Annotated in this window: 15 protein-coding genes; 8 read left to right on the forward strand and 7 right to left on the reverse strand. The window is 30.2% G+C overall.

Translation table 11 applies throughout. The annotated features are described in order from the left end of the window. Positions 1–81: 81 nt before the first annotated feature. Together CX675_RS00100 and CX675_RS00105 are read right to left on the reverse strand one after the other, a co-directional pair. Positions 82–2,499, reverse strand: a complete 2,418-nt coding sequence (locus CX675_RS00100; RefSeq protein ID WP_130733169.1) for a M36 family metallopeptidase — start codon at positions 2,497–2,499, stop codon at positions 82–84. Between the two features lie 30 nt (positions 2,500–2,529). Further along, entirely contained in the window at positions 2,530–3,810 is a 1,281-nt protein-coding gene (locus CX675_RS00105) for a hypothetical protein (RefSeq protein ID WP_130733171.1), read from the reverse strand. A gap of 235 nt (positions 3,811–4,045) precedes the next feature. Here CX675_RS00105 and CX675_RS00110 point away from each other — a divergent pair, with 235 nt between their 5' ends. Then, entirely contained in the window at positions 4,046–4,564 is a 519-nt protein-coding gene (locus CX675_RS00110; protein ID WP_130733173.1) for a hypothetical protein, read from the forward strand. A gap of 44 nt (positions 4,565–4,608) precedes the next feature. After that, positions 4,609–6,060 carry a lipopolysaccharide biosynthesis protein gene (locus CX675_RS00115; RefSeq protein WP_130733175.1) on the forward strand — a complete coding sequence of 484 codons (1,452 nt, stop codon included), beginning with the start codon at positions 4,609–4,611 and terminating at the stop codon, positions 6,058–6,060. A 38-nt stretch (positions 6,061–6,098) separates the two neighbouring features. On the opposite strand, the gene CX675_RS00120 is transcribed toward CX675_RS00115, so the two are convergent. From CX675_RS00120 to CX675_RS00140, 5 genes are all read right to left on the reverse strand, one after another. Then, on the reverse strand, positions 6,099–10,913 hold the full coding sequence (locus CX675_RS00120) for a DNA repair ATPase (protein ID WP_130733177.1): 4,815 nt from the start codon (positions 10,911–10,913) through the stop codon (positions 6,099–6,101). Between the two features lie 120 nt (positions 10,914–11,033). Continuing rightward, on the reverse strand, positions 11,034–13,046 hold the full coding sequence (locus tag CX675_RS00125; protein WP_130733179.1) for an SPFH domain-containing protein: 2,013 nt from the start codon (positions 13,044–13,046) through the stop codon (positions 11,034–11,036). 36 nt (positions 13,047–13,082) lie between these two features. Next, positions 13,083–13,757, reverse strand: coding sequence for a hypothetical protein (locus CX675_RS00130; RefSeq protein WP_130733181.1), 675 nt, complete (start codon positions 13,755–13,757; stop codon positions 13,083–13,085). Continuing rightward, positions 13,754–14,461: a PspA/IM30 family protein gene (locus CX675_RS00135; protein ID WP_130733183.1), complete on the reverse strand. Its 708-nt coding sequence runs from the start codon at positions 14,459–14,461 to the stop codon at positions 13,754–13,756. The genes CX675_RS00130 and CX675_RS00135 overlap by 4 nt, the downstream gene beginning before the upstream one ends. Positions 14,462–14,598: 137 nt before the next feature. After that, positions 14,599–14,997 (reverse strand): molecular chaperone Tir, encoded by a 399-nt coding sequence (locus CX675_RS00140; RefSeq protein ID WP_130733184.1) that lies wholly within the window; start codon positions 14,995–14,997, stop codon positions 14,599–14,601. A gap of 115 nt (positions 14,998–15,112) precedes the next feature. Between CX675_RS00140 and CX675_RS00145 the strand changes: the two genes are divergently transcribed. The 6 genes from CX675_RS00145 (at position 15,113) to CX675_RS00170 (ending at position 20,762) form a co-directional block, all read left to right on the forward strand. Then, positions 15,113–15,724, forward strand: a complete 612-nt coding sequence (locus CX675_RS00145) for a helix-turn-helix domain-containing protein (RefSeq protein ID WP_130733186.1) — start codon at positions 15,113–15,115, stop codon at positions 15,722–15,724. Between the two features lie 133 nt (positions 15,725–15,857). Next, positions 15,858–16,292: a dUTP diphosphatase gene (dut, locus tag CX675_RS00150; RefSeq protein WP_130733188.1), complete on the forward strand. Its 435-nt coding sequence runs from the start codon at positions 15,858–15,860 to the stop codon at positions 16,290–16,292. 52 nt (positions 16,293–16,344) lie between these two features. Next, positions 16,345–17,355, forward strand: a complete 1,011-nt coding sequence (locus CX675_RS00155) for a sugar phosphate nucleotidyltransferase (RefSeq protein ID WP_130733190.1) — start codon at positions 16,345–16,347, stop codon at positions 17,353–17,355. Positions 17,356–17,363: 8 nt separating this feature from the next. Further along, positions 17,364–18,716 carry a lipopolysaccharide assembly protein LapB gene (locus tag CX675_RS00160; RefSeq protein WP_130733191.1) on the forward strand — a complete coding sequence of 451 codons (1,353 nt, stop codon included), beginning with the start codon at positions 17,364–17,366 and terminating at the stop codon, positions 18,714–18,716. Then, positions 18,716–19,489 carry a DUF4292 domain-containing protein gene (locus tag CX675_RS00165; protein ID WP_130733192.1) on the forward strand — a complete coding sequence of 258 codons (774 nt, stop codon included), beginning with the start codon at positions 18,716–18,718 and terminating at the stop codon, positions 19,487–19,489. Before CX675_RS00160 ends, CX675_RS00165 begins: the two co-directional genes overlap by 1 nt. A 46-nt stretch (positions 19,490–19,535) precedes the next feature. Continuing rightward, positions 19,536–20,762 (forward strand): murein hydrolase activator EnvC, encoded by a 1,227-nt coding sequence (locus CX675_RS00170; protein ID WP_130733193.1) that lies wholly within the window; start codon positions 19,536–19,538, stop codon positions 20,760–20,762. Positions 20,763–21,097: the final 335 nt, after the last annotated feature.

Raw genomic sequence — 21,097 nt, forward strand, 5'->3', positions numbered from 1 at the left:
CAAAATAAACTTCGCTAATATAAAAAAAGGCAAAGCGACTATTATAGTCGCTTTGTAAGTAAATAAAAGGGTTAAATAAATTTATTCTTTCACAATTTTTTCAATTATATCTAATCCAGTATTCGTTTTTACTTTAAGAATATATATGCCTCTTGGACTATTCTGAATATCAATGGCTGCTTCTTTTTGATTTTTAAGGATTGATTTATAAATAGTCAATCCATACAAATCCATAATTTCAATTTCACCAACTGTATCGGTTTTAAATAACAACTTAAAAACACCATTATTGGGGTTAGGAGCAATTTTTAATTGCTCTTTCAAAGTTTCAGTTTCCACACTTTGTACTTCATAATTATATTCCTCATGAATGGAAGGGTTTACTTGTCTAGCCACGTAAATGTTTGTACAACCTTCAATGTAAGCTCTAAAAGCAGAACCATTAATAGAAGTAAATCCATTTGATAGTAAAACCTCGTTTCCGGCATGGTAAATACCCATAGCTCCAGCGTTAATTGTGTTTGAAGCGTTAATAGTAGATGATGCTTGTTTTGTATCGACCCCAAAGTTTACGTTTAACATAACATTTAATGCTATATCACAATTACAAGTTGAAGGTAAGTCGAAAGCTTGTGTACCGTCATTTTTATCAAAAGAAGATCCTTGACTGGCACTATAACCTAAACCTCTTTTAGCAAATGCAGTCCATATAGCACATTGATTAGCTCCTCCATAAAGTGCTATATCAGCTGCTAAAATTGCGTTTCTTGCGTCTACAAAACCAGGAGAACAGGGTTGTAATTTTAAACCTTCTGTAACTAATGCTAAAGAAATATTATTGCCACCGTTTCCATTTATTAAATCAGCATCAAAACCATGTTGATTAATTAAGTTCCATGTCATTTCCCATAACATTGTGCACCAAACTGAACCAATTGCATGTGGACCAGAAACTGTTTTTATACTGTCATAAGTTTGAGGATTAATAGTCATACTTGTATTGTATGGAAAGGGTCTAATCCCAGCACCATTTGGTCCTTGATTGAATAGATAAGTTCCTACTGTTCTTGAACTTGTTGAAGAGTTTGCACTAGTCATAGTCATTAATAAACCATAATAATCACTCCATCCTTCTCCCATTTGCTCTTGATTCATTAGACAACTAGAATTTGAAGGTCCTCCAGTTAATCGGTTGGATATACCATGGCCATATTCGTGTACTATTACTAAATTATCGAAATCTCCATCTTGAGTACCACAAACATACATTTGCATTCTAGGCGATGAACCATCTGAAGGAGTTGCAAAATTGGCATTACAAGTACCAGAGCCATCTTGTGCTTCTGCTTTTACAAAATCATTTCCAAGTCCACCATTTCCATAATTATTAGATTGAAAATTACCACTGGTTTCATCAAAACCATAAACATACATCAAGTCGTGGATGATATTATTCCAATAAAATAAATTGGTAATAGCAGCAGCTTCCGACTGATTACTATTAGAATAAGTTGGATTAAAAGGAAAATTAAAATTAAGTGATGTACCTCCATTAGGTTGAAAACCTGGATTGTCACCATCTTCATAAGCATTAACATTATTTCCTCGTGTTACTGTATATTCTACTCCAGATACGCCATTAGTATCATGCCATCCAAAAGGTGAAGCTACATTTGCAGTATTTGTTACAATAGATCTTGAACCATAATACGGGCTTTCTAAAGGCATAGCAAATACATTGTATGTTCCATTTAGTAGAGTAGATGAAAATGAATTTGTATTTTTAAATAATGAAAATTGTTGTTTTTCATTATGAAAATTATGAACTTGACAATCATTTTCACTATGATCATGATCAAAATTACAACTTACTACCCAATTGAATTTTGCAAGAATCTCACCTGTTGCATGATGCACTAGTACATTATACCATTCCTGTTGTGAAATGGCCTCTATAGATAAATTCCAAACTAGTTCTATTTCACCTGAATCTGAAAGGAAATAATTTAATTGGACAGGAATATCACTTAATGACACACCTCCATTACTAACTAGCGTTTTTTTATTTGACGAATTATCTTCCTTAACTACATAAAAATTTTCTGTAATTTTGTATCCTAACTGATTACTTGCTGCTTTAACTGCTTGTAAAGCGCTAGTAGAAGAAATAGATCTAGACAATACTTTACTAGAAATATCTTTAGTAAATTTATAGTTAAAAGTTAACACATCACCTGTAGGTAAAATATGTATATCAGATTCGGTATTTATAATTTCCAATCCATTTACTACTTGTCTGAAATAAATGTGTCTAATACTACTATTTCTACTAGTATACTGATCTGTGATATTCCAATTTAAAATATCTTGTTCATTTAATATGCCTTGTTCTACAAGTCTTTCTAACTCAGTTTGGATAATGTTTTTTTCCTGAGCATATAAATTTGTGTAAAAAACGCAACATATAATTAACATTATTGATAAATATATATTTTTCATAATTTAAAATTTTTAGAATTAAACTATGATTTATTTGTTGTTTATCTTAGCTTCTAAAGCTTCAATACGTTTGTTTTGTTCAATGATATATAGCGTTAACTCTTCAATTTTTTCTTGTTGAATTTTACTTATTTCACCAATACTAATCCCTTCTTCTTCAACTTGTTTAGCAGAAGGAACATTTGGCAAATGTTTGTTTTGAGTTATGAATCTTTCAACTTCAGCTAACGATTTTAATTTATAATTTTCTCCAAAAACATAATCTGCCCAATTTGTTCTTACTCTTACTTCTTTTGTTAAAATACCTCCTTCTACAAACAATTTATAATTTTCAATATTTACATTTCCAATTAAACTAGGAAAATTTGTTGTACCAATTCCAACCTTACCACTTGAACCCACTTCTTGAATGGTCATAATTTTATCTCCAGCAGTATGAAAAGCGATTTTTCTATTTTCATCGGTACCAGGTATAGTAAATAATAAATCACCGCCTCCCAAAGTCCTTATAACCGCATCGGTAGGTTTGGCAAATGTATCGTAACAGCCATTACATGAAGCGATACCAAATTCTAAAGTAGAACCAGTTGTAGTAGTAAGTTTCATATTTGGACCATTTGCTCCACGTACTTCTAAAACTGCTGTAGGAGAGCTCGTTCCTATACCAACATTTACAGCATCTGTACCTGTTCCTCCTAAAATTAATGAATTGCTATTAGCTACAGTTGCATTTCTACCAATTGCAATGGCATTTGAAATATTTGTAGTACTTGCATAAGCATTGCTACCAATAAAAATATTATCCGTACCATTTAATGTAGTTCCAGGATAACCACCCACGGTTTTGTTACCAATAGCTATGTTACTATCACCATAATATTTATATCCGGCAAGATTTCCTAGATATACATTGTAGGATCCTGTTGCATAATGTCCTGTGTTACTCCCCATAAAAATATTGGACGAACCATTATTCTTTGCCCCAGCACCAGAGCCTACACTTGTGTTATAACTTCCCGTAGTGTTTACTGAACCAGCATTTTGTCCTATAAATGTATTTTGAGAACCAGATGTATTTCTGTAACCTGCAATACCTAAAAAAGTGTTTTGAGATCCTGTTGTATTCATTTCACCAGCATTTTGACCTACAAAAGTATTATTTGAACCAGAACTGATATTGGGAACACTAGAACCTAACATTGTATTACTATTTGATCCAGAGACTGGGGAATCAATTCTAATAGATCCTTGTGCATAATTTTTAGTGAATGCTAAAGTGGTTAGAATAATTAAAAATGAGAATATTTTCATGATGTTTATTGTTTAAAATTTTACGCCCTTACTCTATAAGCTTTTCAGGTTCCGCTTGATGGTATATATTTATGGCCTTAAATATTTATGTAAAATTAGTAAGCATTATTGTTTATATATTTCGCTTTTAAACGTTAATTAGAAGGGGTGTTTTCCCCCTTTTTTTGATAATTAATTAAATATTACCTTAATTTTGTTACAACATATTTGTATCTTTATGATAAAACAAAAATGTATGTTTCATAAATTGATTAGCCTTTTTATAAGTTCCATAGCCATTATTTCATGTAATAGCTCAAAAGAAACTACTAAAACTGAAAAACAAGTAATTCAAAGTAGTGAAAACAACTTTCAAAATATTCTTTTGCCTATACAAGAAGTATATTATCAAAAGTGGGTCGCGGGAATTAAAGGAGGAGGAAGTGGCATCGATTTATATATTGTATTAAAAGACCCATTAGATAAAGGTGTTTTTTTTGAAAATGTAAGATATGATGTATATGATGCTTTAATTGAAAAAGTGTCAGATACCAGTTATGCTGCCCACATGCGAACCCCTTTAAATGATATGATTTTAGATGAAAACCCTAAAAAAGAGTTTGGAAACCAAGTGCCTAATACTAAGCTAAAACCTAATGAAGCCATCATAACATACACTATAAATGAGAAAAGATTTTCTCAACATTTTGAAAATGTGAAAGAAAAAGAGATGCTAGCATACCCTTCTACTAAGCCTCAAGACAATGAGGAATAAAGAAAAGATTTAATTACTTTTGTAAATCATAAATACATTTTATATTGAGTCTTTATAAAAAGCTTTTAAATCAAACGGCCATTTATGGTCTTGCAACAGTATTGCCTAGAATGCTGAGTTTTCTATTGGTAAGACTCTATGTAGATTATATGCCTTCAGAAGAATATGGCGAGGTGTCTGTTATTTTTGCGTATTTGATTTTCTTTAATGTTATCTTATCTTATGGAATGGAAACGGCTTTTTTTCGTTTTTATAATACAGAAGAGAATAAGCAAAAGGTAATTTCTACGAGTACTATTTCACTCTTAATTTCTACCATTGTATTTTTAATTTTAGGATTGATTTTTAGAGAAAATATTGCTCAATGGAGTGAAATCAAAATGGACTATATTTTTTATACTCTTTTAATTTTAGGTTTAGACGCTTTAGTAATTATTCCATTTTCAAAGTTAAGAGCAGAAGGAAGACCCATAAAATACGCGGTAATTAAGATAGCAAATGTTGTTATTAATTTAGGACTAAATGTATTCTTTATTGTTTTGTTACCTAAATGGCAAGAGGATGTAAGTTTTTTGAAAAGTATTTATGTTGCAGATTTTCAAATAGGGTATATTTTTATTTCAAATTTAATAGCTAGTTTATTTACCCTTTTTGTTTTATTGCCTGATTATTTTAAATTAAAATGGCATTTTGATAGTGTTTTATGGAAACGAATGATGCGTTATGGATTTCCTATTTTAGTTGCTGGAATTGCCTTCGCTATAAATGAACATTTTGATAAAATCCTTTTAGAATGGATGGGAGTTTCTTTATCTGATATTGGTGCGTATTCCGCTTGTTATAAAATAGGGATGTTTATGGTTCTTTTTAGAACGGCTTATACTTTAGGTATTGAACCTTTCTTTTTTAGTCATGCGAAAAATGAAAATGCACCACAAACGTATGCTGAAATTACAAAATACTTCGTCATTTTTGGTTCCTTTATTTCTTTAGGAGTTATTGTATTTGCTGATGTTTTAAAATTGCTTTTGGTACCAAAATCAGAATATTGGATTGCTATGAATATCGTTCCTTTAATCGTAATTGCTAATTTCTTTTTAGGAATTTATACGAATCTATCCGTTTGGTATAAATTAATAGATAAAACAAAAATTGGTGCTTATATTTCTATTGTAGGTGCTGTAGTAACTTTACTTTTAAATGTACTTTTAATTCCTCTTATTGGATTTGTAGGTTCTGCCATTGCTACTATTTTAGCTTATGGAACGATGATGTTTATTTCTTATAAATTAGGTCAAAAAAAATACCCAATACCTTATGATAAAGCTAAAATAGTTATGTATTTGGGCTTGTCTATCTTTTTAAGTGGTATTGCTTTTTATGTAAATTTTTTAAGAGAAACATATGTTTTTGGTATACTGGCAATTTTATTTTACGCTTATTTTGTATATAAAAATGAAAAAGAATGGGTAACCAAATTAATAAAAAGAAAGTAACGACTTCTCCATAACATACAAGAGAAGTCGTTATTGTTTTATTTTTTTAAGACATCTTTTATTCCATTTAATCCATCTGAGAACTCTGAAAGTAAGGCTACAATTTGAGCCATTCTATCTTCACCACCCACACCCACTCCTTTTATCAGTTTGTTTTTGATAAAAGTAGTTTTAATTTCTTCCCAACGTTTTTGTTCTACTTCGGTTTGAATTTGCATTACTTCTTTCAATTTTAACAAATTTGACTCTGCACCCGTAGTTAAGGTTTGTGACTCATTTTGGTAATGATTTAATACAATAGCTTCTACTTCTTTTTCTGTTAAAATAGGCTGAATTTTGGCTACAAGTTTATTCATGTCTCGATAAGAACCTTGTAATTTAAAAGTTGGTTCATTTCTATATTCATCAGACATAGCTGCCGATTTTATGTAAAGTGCATTCGTTTTTAGAACGGTATTTCTTACTTGAATGATTTTTTGCAATACTTGTTTAAAATCTTCTATTTCTTGAGACGAAAAATTGCCTTCCAAGTCAAAGTTACTACTGTCTTCCTGAATAGCTTCATATAAGTTATATAAATTTTGATACGCAGGTTGTGTCAAACGCATCATATATTCGTTAGACATTAAGGCGTTTTCAATTAAACTTAATTCGAATAAATCGCTTTTTGAGCCTGAAATATCTCCTAAATTATAGGTGTCTGCTCTATTGGCTAACATATCTGGAATTTGAAACTTATCACCACTTTCGGTATAAGGATTTCCAGCCATAACCAAGCAAAATCGTTTAGAACGTAAATCATAGGTTTTGGCTTCTCCATTATAAATTCCTTCAATTTTTCTTTGTCCGTCTGCTAGAGAAATAAACTTTTGTAAAAACTCTGGATTACAGTGTTGAATATCATCTAAATACAGCATCACATTGTCTCCCATTTCAAATGCTAAATTTAATTTTTCTAATTCTTGACGTGCACCAGCATTTTTAGCTTCACTTGGATCGGTTGAAGTAATATCATGACCAATAGAAGGACCATTTATCTTCATGAAAACCAATCCCATTCGATCGGCTAAATATTCCATTAAAGTTGTTTTTCCATAACCAGGAGGAGAAATCAACAACAACATACCCATTCTGTCTGTTCTTTTATTGTTTCCAATTGCCCCTAATTGCTTTGTTAAGTTAGCTCCAATTAATGGGAAATACACATCATTAATTAATTTATTTCGCACAAATGAGGTTAAAACCTGACTCGTAAAAGTATGCAGTTTTATGTCTTTTTTCTTTGCTTCTACCCATTGTTTTTTTAATTGTTGTAAGGATACAAACAAAGGTTTTAATTTGGTATGGAAATAATCTAATCTTGAAGAAAATTCATAATAGTCTAAAGTATAAGAAAAATTGTTTTCTAACGATTTTAAACCAGTTATTTCAACAGATGAAGTAACATTAATAATTTGATTTTTATGGTAATTTTGAGTGATGATAAAAGCAGCTACTTCTTCAATGCATCCTTTTGGATACGCCATTTTTTCATTTAAGAAAAATGTTTTTAACGCATTTTCAACGATATCATAACACGCAGAAGGATAAATATACAATTCCTTTACTTGATTGATAAAAGCAATGTCTTTTCCTTTTTCTTTTAAACTTTTGAAGAAACTCTCATAAGCATCTGCAGCTATTTTTGAAATAGCAAAAGCGTCTCTATTTTCTTTTTTTAAGTAAACGGCCGCTCTGAAAGAAGAAACAAAATCAAAGCCATCGAAAGTGCTATTAAATTCTTCGATTTTTTCTGAAAGACGTTTACTTAAATATTTGAATTGTTCGGTATTTGAAAAAGTTTCTTTCAGTAAACTGACAGCATTAAATTGTTTTTCATAAAACTCTTTGTCTTCTTGATTTAGGAAAAACCAAAATAATTGTGCTAAAGCACGCTCAGATGGAGTATATTTTAAAACACCTAATTCGTTATTTATTTGTTGTAAATGCTGTAATAATGTTAAAGCATCTACATCATGTACTCCTTTTACTAAACCTTCTCCAAAATGAGTAGTTAAGAATTCCTGAGCTCGCTGTGAGTTTGTGGTATCTGGAACAATATTTTCTTCTTGTAAAAATAATTCCCAAGCCATGTATTCAAAACGTTTTACATTTTGATTTTCTGATATAAACTCTTGATTCCAAACTTCTTTATATTCTTCTAGAGTTTCAAACGCTACTTTCTGATAGAAATTGGTTCCTGTTAAATGATAGAAATAAGAATCGTCTTTTAATACTAAAGTTAGATCTAATTTTTGTTTGTTTACAGCAAATTTATAATCACCAAAAGCAATTACACTGTCACCATCTTCATAGATTTCATTTTTATCTTTTAACTTTCTAACCGATTCTTGTTGAGCAGTTTTAAGCAATGTGGCAACTTCTTCCGCTTTATTAGAATCATTTAAATCTCTAAGTTGATTGATAATATCCCGAATTTTTTCAATCATTAAATCGGAAGCAAAGTAACCGTTAATTTCATTCACTGTTTCAAAAGAAGCCGCTTTGTTTTTTACTCCTTTTAAAATACGTTCAGCCGACTGCAATAGCAGGGTTGTTCTTCTGTTTCGCGCTTCGGTTAATTGAACACTTTTATTTTGAAAATGATTATAAACTTCTTCTCTTTTATTGTTAATTTCTTGAATGAATGCATCAAAATCGACAAATTTTGCTTCCATTTCTTCTAATTGAATGGAAAGTTTATTAAGAAAGTCTTCGCATTTTTCAGCTGTATTTGCAAGCTCTAAAAAGTTAATTACGGCTTGATCAAAAAGAGTTATTTGTGCTTTAAAATCTGCAGAGAGTTCTTTTCCAGAAATTTCTCTTTTCTTATTGTTAAGCTCAATACGTTGCTGATTGATTTGTGCAAAAATTAACGAAATGCTTTCTATAATTTGAGTAGAATGAGAAGCGTCTTCTATTTTTAAATTGTTAACAATATCAACTAATAATTCTAACTGTATGGCAAGTTCATCAATGTTTTTTTCAAGAGATTTCGCATCAATCGTCTTTTTAAGATTGCTTATTTCTTCATTAATTTCAGTTACTTTGTCTTGGTATGGAAGTAAAGCATCGTCTTGTAACAGAAAAGAAACACAAGCATTAGATAATTCGTCTGCTCTTTCTTGAAGTTGTTTTTCAAGTGTTTCAATAACTAAGTTGTCTGCGTATTTTAAATCTTTGGCACTAATAAGTTCTCCTCGTAAAACTCTAATTTCGGCTAAAACAACAATAAATTGATCTAAAGCTTGATAGCCAATAATACTGGTTTCAGATAAGATATGTTCGCATTTTTCTTTTAATGCGGCAATTGTTTGTGCTGTTTTATTTTTAATTTCCTGTGCCTTTTCAAACTCATTGATAGCTGCATGTGCAATTTTTCGAATTTCAAGTAAAGGCTGATTTAGTTCATGAATTTCTTTTTCGCCTAAAAAGTAGTAACTGTCTAAAATGATGGTTGCTTGTTTTACAATATCATTGTATAAACCAGAATAGGAATCTTTTTTAGATAATAAGATGTTTAGTTCTTGGCATTCGGCCATAACGCGAACTAGATCTTTGTTCCCTATTTTATATAATAAGTTATTTTTCAGTGATTCATCAATAATAACTTCTTTGGTAAAGGGAGTTTGCCAAATTTGGATAAGATGATGTTTGGTTTCTTCATTCGATTTAAAATAAGCTAATTTTCCACTATCAAACAAAGTAAAACCATTGCAACTTATAGGTGTTTCAATGGTTTGTTTAATGATATTGTACGGAATTAGTAAATAATCATGTCCTTCTTCATCATAGAAAACAAACATGTAATTTTCTCCATTTACACCAATAATTCTGCGATTAAAATAAACAGGTTTGTCTTCTGTGGCAATTACTTTTATTTCTCCAGTTTGTAGTGCATAACCATTAGGGTAGATAACACCTTGGTTTTCTGGTAAAAGAATGATACAGTATTGTAAAGAATCTACACGAGCAACTTTTTTCTCTTTATGATTGTAAATAAAGAACCGTTCCGATTCTTGATACGGTTTGATTTTAAAAATAACAAGGTTATTATAATCAAAGAAATGAATTTCTGCATCATCTAATGTTTGGTCTTTATGAATAACATCTTCGCTGTAAATTCCTTTTCCTGTGCTTGTGTTGTCTTCAATTTTGATGGTTATATCGCCACCAATAGCTTCTACAAAAACTTTGTCTGCTAAAGAAACATGCGGATGACTTCCTTTGCGTTGCATGTCTCGAGTCACTTTTGTCCATTTAAACTCTTGTTGGTTTGGATATTTTACTTCTGAAGCACTTCTTGCATCAATAAAAGTTAAGGTGTTGTCTTTAATTAACCATTTAAAAGCTTTAATGTCTGAAGGACTATTCGATAATTGAAATACAAAATATAAATAGTTTTGTGTTATGTGAAAGCGAACAAAAATGGTGTTTCGATAATATTTGTAAAGATTTTTAAATTCTTCGATAAATATTTCATCTTCAATGAATTGAATAGATTGTGGTTCAAAACGATTTTCTTTCAATAAATAAGCGGAAAAAACATCATTAAGGTTTACTTCTGACCGAAGACCGAGATGAGTATTATGTCCCACTAAGCATAATTTTCCTAAAGAAAAAATATCTTTTATAGTGCAATTTTGATCTGTAGAAATACGTTCATTCGCAATGAGTGAGAAATCTACACCACCAAAGACTTTTTTTCGATCTTCATTTAAAGATTGAATGCGCTGAATTAGCTCTTCTTTTTGTTCATTCAGTCTACTTTGAATTATTTCGTATGTCCCTGTATTTAATTTTTCGTTGCTCATTAATTTTTTTAGTAGAAGTTATAAATGCCATCATTTATTTTGAAAGTAACATGATAAAGAACGCTATAATAAGAAGAAATACTTGTTTCTTCTTATTATAGATTCTTTAAAAAAAGGCCATTATTTTATCGGTTTATTGTCTATACCTAAATGTTTTGCCATGTTCATTGCTTGTGCTAAGATTCCTTGTTCGTTTTCATTGGCTACTTTTTTCAATTGGAAAATTAAAGATGCGATGCTTAAATTTTTGATATCTTCAGATGAAATTTTATATTTTTCAACCATATTCATCACTTTACCAATAATATTTTCATTATCGTCATTATTCAGTAAAGCTTCTTTTACCAGTTGTGCATTTTCACTATGTTGAATGAATTTATCAATTCCTTTTCCTGCTGAAATTTGTTTAATCACATTGTCAAAGAATGAATTGTCACCACCTACAATATCGATATTTGCTGTTTTAAATGCTTCCGCTAATACTTGTGCTTGTGCTTGTGCAATATCTTTTTGAATTGAAATTTGTGCTAATTCTACTTCTTTTTCTTTGGCAAGAGTAAGTCTGAATTCTTCATGTTCTTTACCAGCATCGTTTAATTTTTTCATAGCTTCAGCTTTTTCAGTAATACCTGCTGCTTCAGCATACGCTTTTTCTTTGATTACCTCTGCTTGTGCAAGACCTTCTTGTTTGTTTGCAGTTGCTTTTTTCTCAATAATATTAGCTTCTATAAATCCTTGTTTTTCCATTGCGTCTGCTTTAGCATGCATTACTTGAGCTTCAGATAAACCTACTGTAGCTTCTTCTTTTGCTTTTGCTTCAGCTATTATTTTACGAGCATCTGCTTCTTTTTCAGCAGCATCTCTTTTTGCTTGTGCTTCAATAACATATTTTTGAGCATCTTTTTCAGCAGCTAATTTACGAGCTTCAGCGGCACGAGTTTGAGCAATTAAATTTTCTTCTGCTTCTCTTGCGGCAATAATTAATTGAACTTGTTTTTCTCTTTCAGCCCCTTTTAGCGCTTCAACATCGTAAATATTTTGTTGCTCTTCAACCACTGTTTTTTCTTTTACCAATCTTTCTCGAATAACATCCTGAATGTTTTTCTTTTCTACTTCTACAGCTTTATCTTTTTCAATATCAGCTAATGCAACCACACGTTCTCTTTCTGTTGCTTCTAATAAGCGGTCTTTTTGAACTCTTTCAGTTTCTACTAATTCTGCTCTTTCTTTATTTTTAGCAGCAATAACAACTTGTCTTAATTTATTTTCTTCAGCAACTTGTAATTTTTCTTCAGTAGCAATACGAACAGATTCCGATTTTAAACGTTCTTCTTCTGCTACTTTTAAAATTTCAGCATTTTCTCTAGCTTGAATATTGGCAATTTCTCTTCGTTGTTGCTCTTCTTTTTCTGCTAATTGTTTTTCAAGCTCCAAAATAGTTTCTCTAGCTTCAACATCTTGCTTTTTAATCGTTTTTTCTTCTTCTCTTCGAACTAAATTTGCTTTAATGTTTTGAGAAGCTGTTAATTCGGTAATTTTCTTAATTCCTTCAGAATCGAGAATATTGTCTTTATTTAAATGTTGTAATGACGTTTGTTCTAAATAATCAATAGCGCAATCATCTAAAACATAACCATTTAAATCAGTACCAATAATATTTAATATCTCTTGACGAAATTCGCTTCGGGCTTCATACAATTCGATGAAATCAAATTTTTTACCTACTGTTTTTAACGCTTCAGAGAATTTGGCTTCAAATAACTCTCTTAAGGTTCCAATGTCTGAAGCTCTTTGACAACCAATAGTTTGTCCTACATTTATAATGTCATCTACCGATTTGTTTACTCTAACGAAAAAGGCAACTTGTATATCTGCACGCATATTGTCTTTACAAATCAACCCGTCTTTTCCTTCTCTTGATATTTCTAGTTTTTTTACTGAAATATCCATATATTCTAAACGGTGAATAACTGGAATTACAATACCAGCATTAAAGAATACTTTAGCACCACCATAACCCGTTCTCAAAAGGACAACTCCTTGAACAGTCTTTTTGTACATGGATAAAATCCAAAAAATTAACCCCAAAAATGCAATAAGAATTACTGCAATTGTAATGTAAAATGTAGTCATAAAGTAAATTTTAATTTATTTTTAAAGTAGTAAGGTTTATATTTCATATGATTTTTCAACCCAATAAAATTTTTTATCAGGATTTTCGTCTACAATGCAAACATTTTCTCCTTCTTTTAAAAGAGAGCCATCTTTGCTTTTTACCAATAATTTGATTGGATCTTTATTAATAATTATTTCAATCATTCCTAATCTATCCTTATCAATAGTTGATTTTAATCGTCCTATTCTGCCTAAATAATCATAAGCTACTTCTCCTTTATGGTTAATTTCTTTAAATATTGGTTTTAAAGGCAAACTTATATATTTTGTTATAAATAAACTGATTATAAATGCAGGTAGTATAGTTATAAAATACATCCAATTTGGTAAAGGAAGTAAATAACTTACGTTTACATTGATAAGCCAAGTAAAAAGTAATACAAGAGTTAAAAAAAAGGTTATAGGAATAATATCTAAATTTAAAAATTTAAGAAATTGAATAAATGAAGAAGGATCTTGTGGAACTTCTACCATTCCATCCGGTGTATCAATGTCTGCATCTACATCTAAATCAATGTCGCTATTAAAATCGGTATCAAAATCAACATCAAAATCTCCTACACCTGAGATTATAGTAAAAACCCAATACAGCACACTTAATATTAATAATATAGAAAGTATGCTGTTTGCTGGATTAAATGAAACTTTTATTAACTCTTCAAAACTCATTGGCTATTATTATTGAATTGTTCTTTTAGTTTTAATAATTCGTTTTCCGCTCTTGACTCAGAAGTATTTACCGCATCGTTAATTTCTTGGTCGATACTTTTAGATGCATTTGCAATATGACCATAGGCGTCTGCTAATGCTTCTTGTTGAATTACTTTGTCTTTCATTTTTTCTAACATTGAAATCGTACTGTCAGAATCAATTTGCGTCATTTTTTTATTTATATCCTGAGTAGCTTGACTTACTTGTACACGTGCTCTAAGTGTTTTTAATTCGCCTTCCCATTTCGATATTGTAGATTTTAATGAGTTAATATTAACTTGCATTTTATCCACATCGCTTTCCAGTTTTTGTCGTTCATTATCAGCTATTTGAGCATCTTGTAGAGATTGTTCTTTCTTTTTTAAGGCTTCTTTAGCTAAGCGATCGGCTTCTTCAATTGGCATTTCTTCTTTAATCCCTTTTTGAACCAAAAGCATGGCTTTATTTTGATAGTCTTCGGATTGATTCAGTAAGGCTTCTTTTTCATTTTTTCTACGAATAGAAAGTGCTTTTACTTGAGCTAAGGCATGTATACTTTGATCTAATTGTTCTTTCATTTCACGAATACCTTGTTCAGTCATTTTTATAGGGTTTTCAAGGCTGTCAATAGCCGAATGTGCCTCCGCTTTACCTATTCTAAAAAGTCTTTTAATTATGTTCATGATAGGGTGTGAATTATAATGTTAATACTACGGTTTTTTTTGGAATTATCTAAATAGCAAATAGATTATTTTTGTTAAAAAGCAGGCTATTTTAAAAATGAGATATACCATCTGTTCTTTATTTATTTGTCATTTTATTATTTGCTAAAAGCAATCATTTCACTAGAATATTCACTTAGTAATAAACTCAAAGAGTTCAGTGTGGCAATCAATTCATTCTGATCTAAATTCTCGGCTTGTAAAGTATCTCTAAAAATTACTTTCTCTCCTGTTTCATCAATTACAAAAGCGCCATGTACAATGTCTCTATTTTTAATTAATAATTGCTTGTAAACATTTTGCTGATTGTTTTTACAACGGAATAAAAATTGTTCAATAATTAAAATTTGAGGCGCAATTACAATCATCATGTTTTTTATTCCTTCACTTTCTTTTTCGATAATAAATGTTTGATGTTCTTCGCTTTCAAAGCTAATGTTGTATTCTAATTCTAGTAACCAACTTTTAATTTTTGAAAATAGTTTTGATTGTTTCATATAAAAAGAATTAGGTTGATTAGTAAAACAAATTTAGGTAAAAAAAATCACTTTGCAAATATTTTTAGCAAAAAAATCTATAATTGTTTGTATATTTGCAAAAAAGAATAGCGAAATGACATATTTTGGAACCAATTTAAAAAAAATAAGACAGATAAAAGGCTTAAGCCAACAAGCCTTTGCCGAACTTATTGATTTGAATAGAGGGGTGATAAGTTCTTATGAAGAAGGAAGGGCTGAACCCAAAATAGAAACCTTGCTAAGAATTGCAAATTATTTTGGAATATCGACAGATGATATCATTTCAAAACCTTTAACCGTTAACCAGTTGGCTAATTTTACCTTAATAGAAGATAGTATTTCTTCCTTTCAAAATGATTCAGGCTTTGAAATTCAAGAACTTACTGAAAAAGGGGATACTAAAAATATAGAATTGCAAAAAATATTTGCAAATTTTGATTTTGTATTCTTTGTAAACGAAGATTTAGCTCGTAAAAGCCATTATTTAAATGCTACTGTTTTATTTTTAAAAGAAGTGATTCAAGCGGAAGAATCGCATAATGGCTTTTTACAATTTCCTAAAGGAAAAGCTGTTTTTTCTACTACATTTACTCCTACAGAAAAAAACTATGCTGTAATAGGTGTTTTGGGGAGTGCTTTTTTAGCAGAACAAAAATCATTAGTAAGTCGTATAGAATTATTGGAAAAAAAGGTGTTTGGCAATTAAAATGCTACATTCTATTTTCTTAAGTACGTTAACAAAAATCAAAAAAGAGACTTATATCTGTAGATTTTTTTAACTTTGAGAACTAATTTTAAAATACAACTAAATTAGGCTTCTCAAATTTTAGAAATACAGTATGAATATTAAAGTAATTAACCGCTCTCAACACGAATTACCATCTTACGAAACAATGACATCTGCAGGAATGGATTTAAGAGCTAATCTATCTGAATCAATTGTTTTAAAACCACTAGAAAGAAGTATCGTAAAAACAGGATTGTTTATAGAATTACCAATTGGGTATGAGGCACAAGTGCGTCCTAGAAGTGGCTTGGCAGCAAAGAAGGGAATTACAGTCTTAAACTCGCCAGGAACTGTAGATGCAGATTACAGAGGTGAAATAGGTGTAATTTTAGTCAATTTATCTAATGAAGAGTTTACTGTAGAAAATGGAGAAAGAATTGCTCAATTAATCATAGCTAAGCACGAAAGAGCCGAGTGGGTTGAAGTAGAAATATTAACTGAAACGGCCAGAGGTGAAGGAGGTTTCGGAAGTACTGGAGTAAAATAAGTTCAACGATTTGTAGTTTTTAATAACAAATCATAAAATACAAGATGAGAATATGAAAATAATAGTACCAATGGCCGGACGTGGTTCTCGTTTACGCCCACACACATTAACTGTTCCAAAACCATTAATACCTGTTGCAGGAAAACCAATTGTACACCGATTGGTTGAAGATATAGCAAGAGTACTAAATCAAGATATTGAAGAAGTTGCGTTTATTATTCATGAGAGTTTTGGTACTCAAGTGGAAAAGGAATTAATTGAGATTGCACAAAAATTAGGTGCTAAAGGAACCATATACTATCAAAATGAAGCTTTGGGAACAGGACATGCCATTATGTGTGCTAAAGATTCTTTGAGTGGTCCAGCAGTTATAGCATATGCAGACACACTTATTAGAGCCGATTTCGATTTGGATACAACTGCTGATAGTGTTATTTGGGTAAAACAAGTTGACAAACCTGAAGCTTTTGGAGTGGTTAACTTGAATGAAAAAGGAGAAATTATTGAATTAGTCGAAAAACCAAAAGAATTTGTTTCTGATTTAGCTGTAATTGGAATTTATTATTTTAAAGACATTGGTATCTTAAAAAATGAATTGCAAACGGTATTAGATAACCACATAATTCATGGAGGAGAATATCAAATTAATGATGGTATTAAGCAAATGATGCAAAAAGGCATGAAATTTGTACCAGGTAAAGTAGAGGAATGGATGGATTGTGGAAATAAAGAGGTAACGGTAGAAACAAACGGTAGAATGTTGCATTTTTTACATCAAGATGGAGAAAGTTTGGTTTCCAATCAGATTAAATTAGAAAACAGTACCATTATTCCTCCTTGTTATATAGGTGAAGATGTTGTTTTAATAAATGCACAAATTGGACCCAATGTTTCCATTGGTAAAGGCTGTCAAGTAACAAATTCCGCTATAAAGAATAGTTTGATTCAAAACCATTCTCAAATAAAAAATGCCATTTTAGATAATGCTATGATTGGGAATCATGCGTCATTTGATGGTAATTTTAAAAGTATTAGTATTGGAGATTATTCCGTATTAGAATAAACAAGTATATGAGTAAATTAAAAAAACAGTTTTTTTGTATTATATGGCTACTATTAAGTAGTTATGCCTTTTTATTTGCTCAAGAAAATCCAGAAGATATTGCTTTAGCAGATGATAAAATTGAAAGTGATTTCTATGAAAGTTTGAAACAAAGAGCGATTGAAAATTATGATAAAGCTATTATAGCGATTGAAAAATGCATTTCAATAGACCCTGCTAATCCGGTTTTTTATCATGAGTTAGGGAAAAATTATTTAAACTTGAAGCAATATCCTCAAGCAGAAAAAGCGTTCCAAAAAGCGGTTGATTTAAATCCAAATGAAAGATGGTATTGGAATGGTTTATATGATGTATATTATCAATCGAAAGACTATCAAAAGTCGATACCCATTGTCCAAAAGTTAATTGAATTTGATACCAATATGAGGGAAGATTTAATTTCTTTGTATATGTATACCAATCAAAGAGATAAGGCATTAGAGCAGTTAAAACAAATGGAGAAGGAAATGGTTTTGAGCAAAACGATGGAGTTTTATAAGTTGAAAATTCAAGAATCGAATTCTTTTGCAAAACCAGAGAAAAATGAACTAGAAAGAGCCATAAAAAACAATCCAAAAGAAGAACAGAATTACATCGATTTAATGCTTTTGTATTCAGAGAGTAATCAAGAAGAAAAAGCATTTGAAGTAGCAAAAAAATTAGCAGAAGCGATTCCAAATTCAGATTGGGCTCACATTAGTTTGTTTAAATTTTATTTAGTTGAAAACAAGGGAGCTGAAGCTTCAAAAGCGTTACTCAATGCCTTAAAAAATGAAAAGATAGACATGAAAATTAAGCAAAGAATGCTTAATGAGTTTCTTTTGTTTGTAGTTAAAACGAATACTTACGAACCTGAATTAATGCAAGCAGTAGACTATGTTTCATCAGATACATCAATTAATTCTCCTTTAGAAATTGGTAAATTTTATTTTAATAAACAATTGTTTGCCAAGGCGATACCATATTTAGAGAAAGGTTTGAAAAGAGATCCTGAAAATTTAAATACTGTTATGTTATTGATTAAATGTTATGAAAGTACCCAAAACTTTGAAGCAATAGCAAGACTTACAGAAGATTATATCGATTTGTTTCCTTCTCAGGCTAATTTGTATTATTATGCAGGAGTGTCTAATGTAAAAATTGCCAATTTTAAAAAAGCTAAAGGCTATTTAGAAAATGGGTTAGAATTTTTAGTAGAAGACCATGAATTAGAATCGCAATTCTATATTCAATTAGCGGAGGTATATAAAAATCTCGGAGATCAAAAGAAAGAAGAATTATATTTATTAAAAGCTAAAGAAATAGCTAAAAAAAGAAACTAATGAGAAAGCTTTTCATCCTATTGTTTGTTGCTGCATTTCTTTTTTCTTGTAAAAGTAAAAAAACGGTGGTAGATGGTGTTGCAATAAAAGAAGTGTCAAGTGTAAAAATTATACAAGGACATTATAAAAACAGTCCTGATTTTAAAACGATTGCTATACGTGCCAATGCAAAATATAAAGACAATCATCAATCGCATTCAGTGAATGCTGATATTCGTATTAAGAAAGATGAAATGATTTGGATTAATGTAAAAATGCTAGGTTTTCCGTTAGCGAAAGTTTTAATCACACCAGAAAAAGTAAGTTATTATGAAAAAATAAACAATACCTATTTTGAAGGAGATTTTAGTATGCTAAGTAATTGGCTTGGAACCGATTTAGATTATACTAAAGTGCAAAATTTGCTTTTAGGATACGCGGTAGACGATTTAAAGAAAGGGAAATATGAAAATAGTATTGAGGAAAATTGGTACAAACTAACCGAAAAAGAAAAGAAAACTGCTACCGTAGCTAAAGAGTTTTATTTTGAATCGGCTAACTTTTTATTGAAAAGGGAAAACATAAGTCAGCCTACCGAGAATAGAAAACTCGAAATACAATATCCGTCATATCAAAATGAAATGGCGATTTTTTTACCTAATGAAATCCAAATAAAAGCAACTCAAAAAGAAGAAGTTACCATTTCATTATTCTATAAAAGTATTACTTTTAATGAAGATTTGAATTTTTCTTTTTCCATACCTGAAGGCTATGACAGAGTAAGTGTAGATTAATCTACTTTTGAATAAAAAACAAATTATCTTTGTAAAAACAAATACAATGAATCGATTATTTAATGTAGTATTCTTTTTTTTAATTTCTTTTACTGCTTTTGCGCAATTATCTGAACAACAAAAGTTAGAGCAACGCAAAGAAGAGATTAATAAAGAAATTGCTGCTTTTAAAGCATTATTAAAGGTTGAAAATACCAAAGAAAAATCGGTTTTGCATCAAATCGCTGAACAAAGAGCTAGAATTCGTTTAAGTGAGCAGTTAATTAGTACTACAGCAAGACAAATGCGTTTGCTGGATGATGATATTTATCTAAAACAATTAGAAATAAACAAATTAAATAGAGAATTAAAGATTCTAAAAGAAGATTATGCAAAAATGATTGTCAAATCATATAAAAGCAGAAACGATCAAAGTAGAATTATGTTTGTTCTTTCTTCCAAAAACTTTTTGCAAGCTTATAAAAGAATTCAGTATATGAAGCAATATGCTAGTTTTAGAAAAATGCAAGGAGAAGAAATTGTTGAAAAACAAGAGAAATTAGTAGAAACTAAAAAGAAGCAAGAAGCTAGTAAAAGGGAAAAGCAAAAAGCTTTAGCACAAAATTTAGCCGAAAAGAAAGAATTGGAAAGTCAGAAAGTGGAACAGGAAAAATTAGCTAAAGAACTACAGAAAAACAAGAAGAAGTATACAGCTGAAATTGATAAAAAGGAAAAGGAACGAAAAGAAATAGATAGGAAAATTAAAAAATTAATTGCCGATGCAATTGCTGCTGCCAATAAGAAGAATGAAAAGAAAACCGGAGTTAAATCTTCAGGATCTTCTTCAAAATTTGATTTAACACCAGAAGGGAAAATTGTATCTGATAATTTTAAATCAAATAAAGGAAAATTACCTTGGCCAGTAGATAAAGGATATGTACAATTAAAATATGGAAATTATCAAGATCCTATTCATAAAAACGTAACACATTTAAATAGCGGAATTGAAATAGCGGCATTGCCAGGTACTTCAGCTAGAGCGGTTTTTGATGGGGAAGTTTTACAAGTTCAAAAAATTAATGGTGATAAAAAAGCAGTGTTTGTGAGACATGGAGATTTCATTACAGTATATTTAAATTTAGAAACAGTTTCAGTGTCTGTTGGAGATAAAATTTCTGTAAAACAAAATCTTGGAAAAATCATCACTGATCCGTCAGGAAAAGCCATTTTAAAGTTCATGGTGTATCAAAATGCCAATACATTAAATCCTGAACAATGGTTGTCTAACAAATAAAGATAATACTTTAACAAAAAAGGCAGAAATCTTATATCCAAGTTAACAAAATATGGTCGTATGTTTGTACTGGTTAATAGCAGTAATTTTTTCTACTCGAGAAAAAGTTTGAACCGAAGCCTTAAGGCTTCGGTTTTTTTATTTTATATATTGTTTTATGATATCTAAAAAAACTTTAACAAAAAAGGTAGAAATCTTATATCCAAGTTAACAAAATATGGTCGTATGTTTGTATTGGTTAATAGCAGTAATTTTTTCTACTCGAGAAAAAGTTTGAACCGAAGCCTTAAGGCTTCGGTTTTTTATTTATAGTAAAGATCAAGTAAACTTTAACA

Origin of the sequence: Flavobacterium sp. J27, from assembly GCF_004303025.1 — a bacterium.
GTDB lineage: Bacteria > Bacteroidota > Bacteroidia > Flavobacteriales > Flavobacteriaceae > Flavobacterium.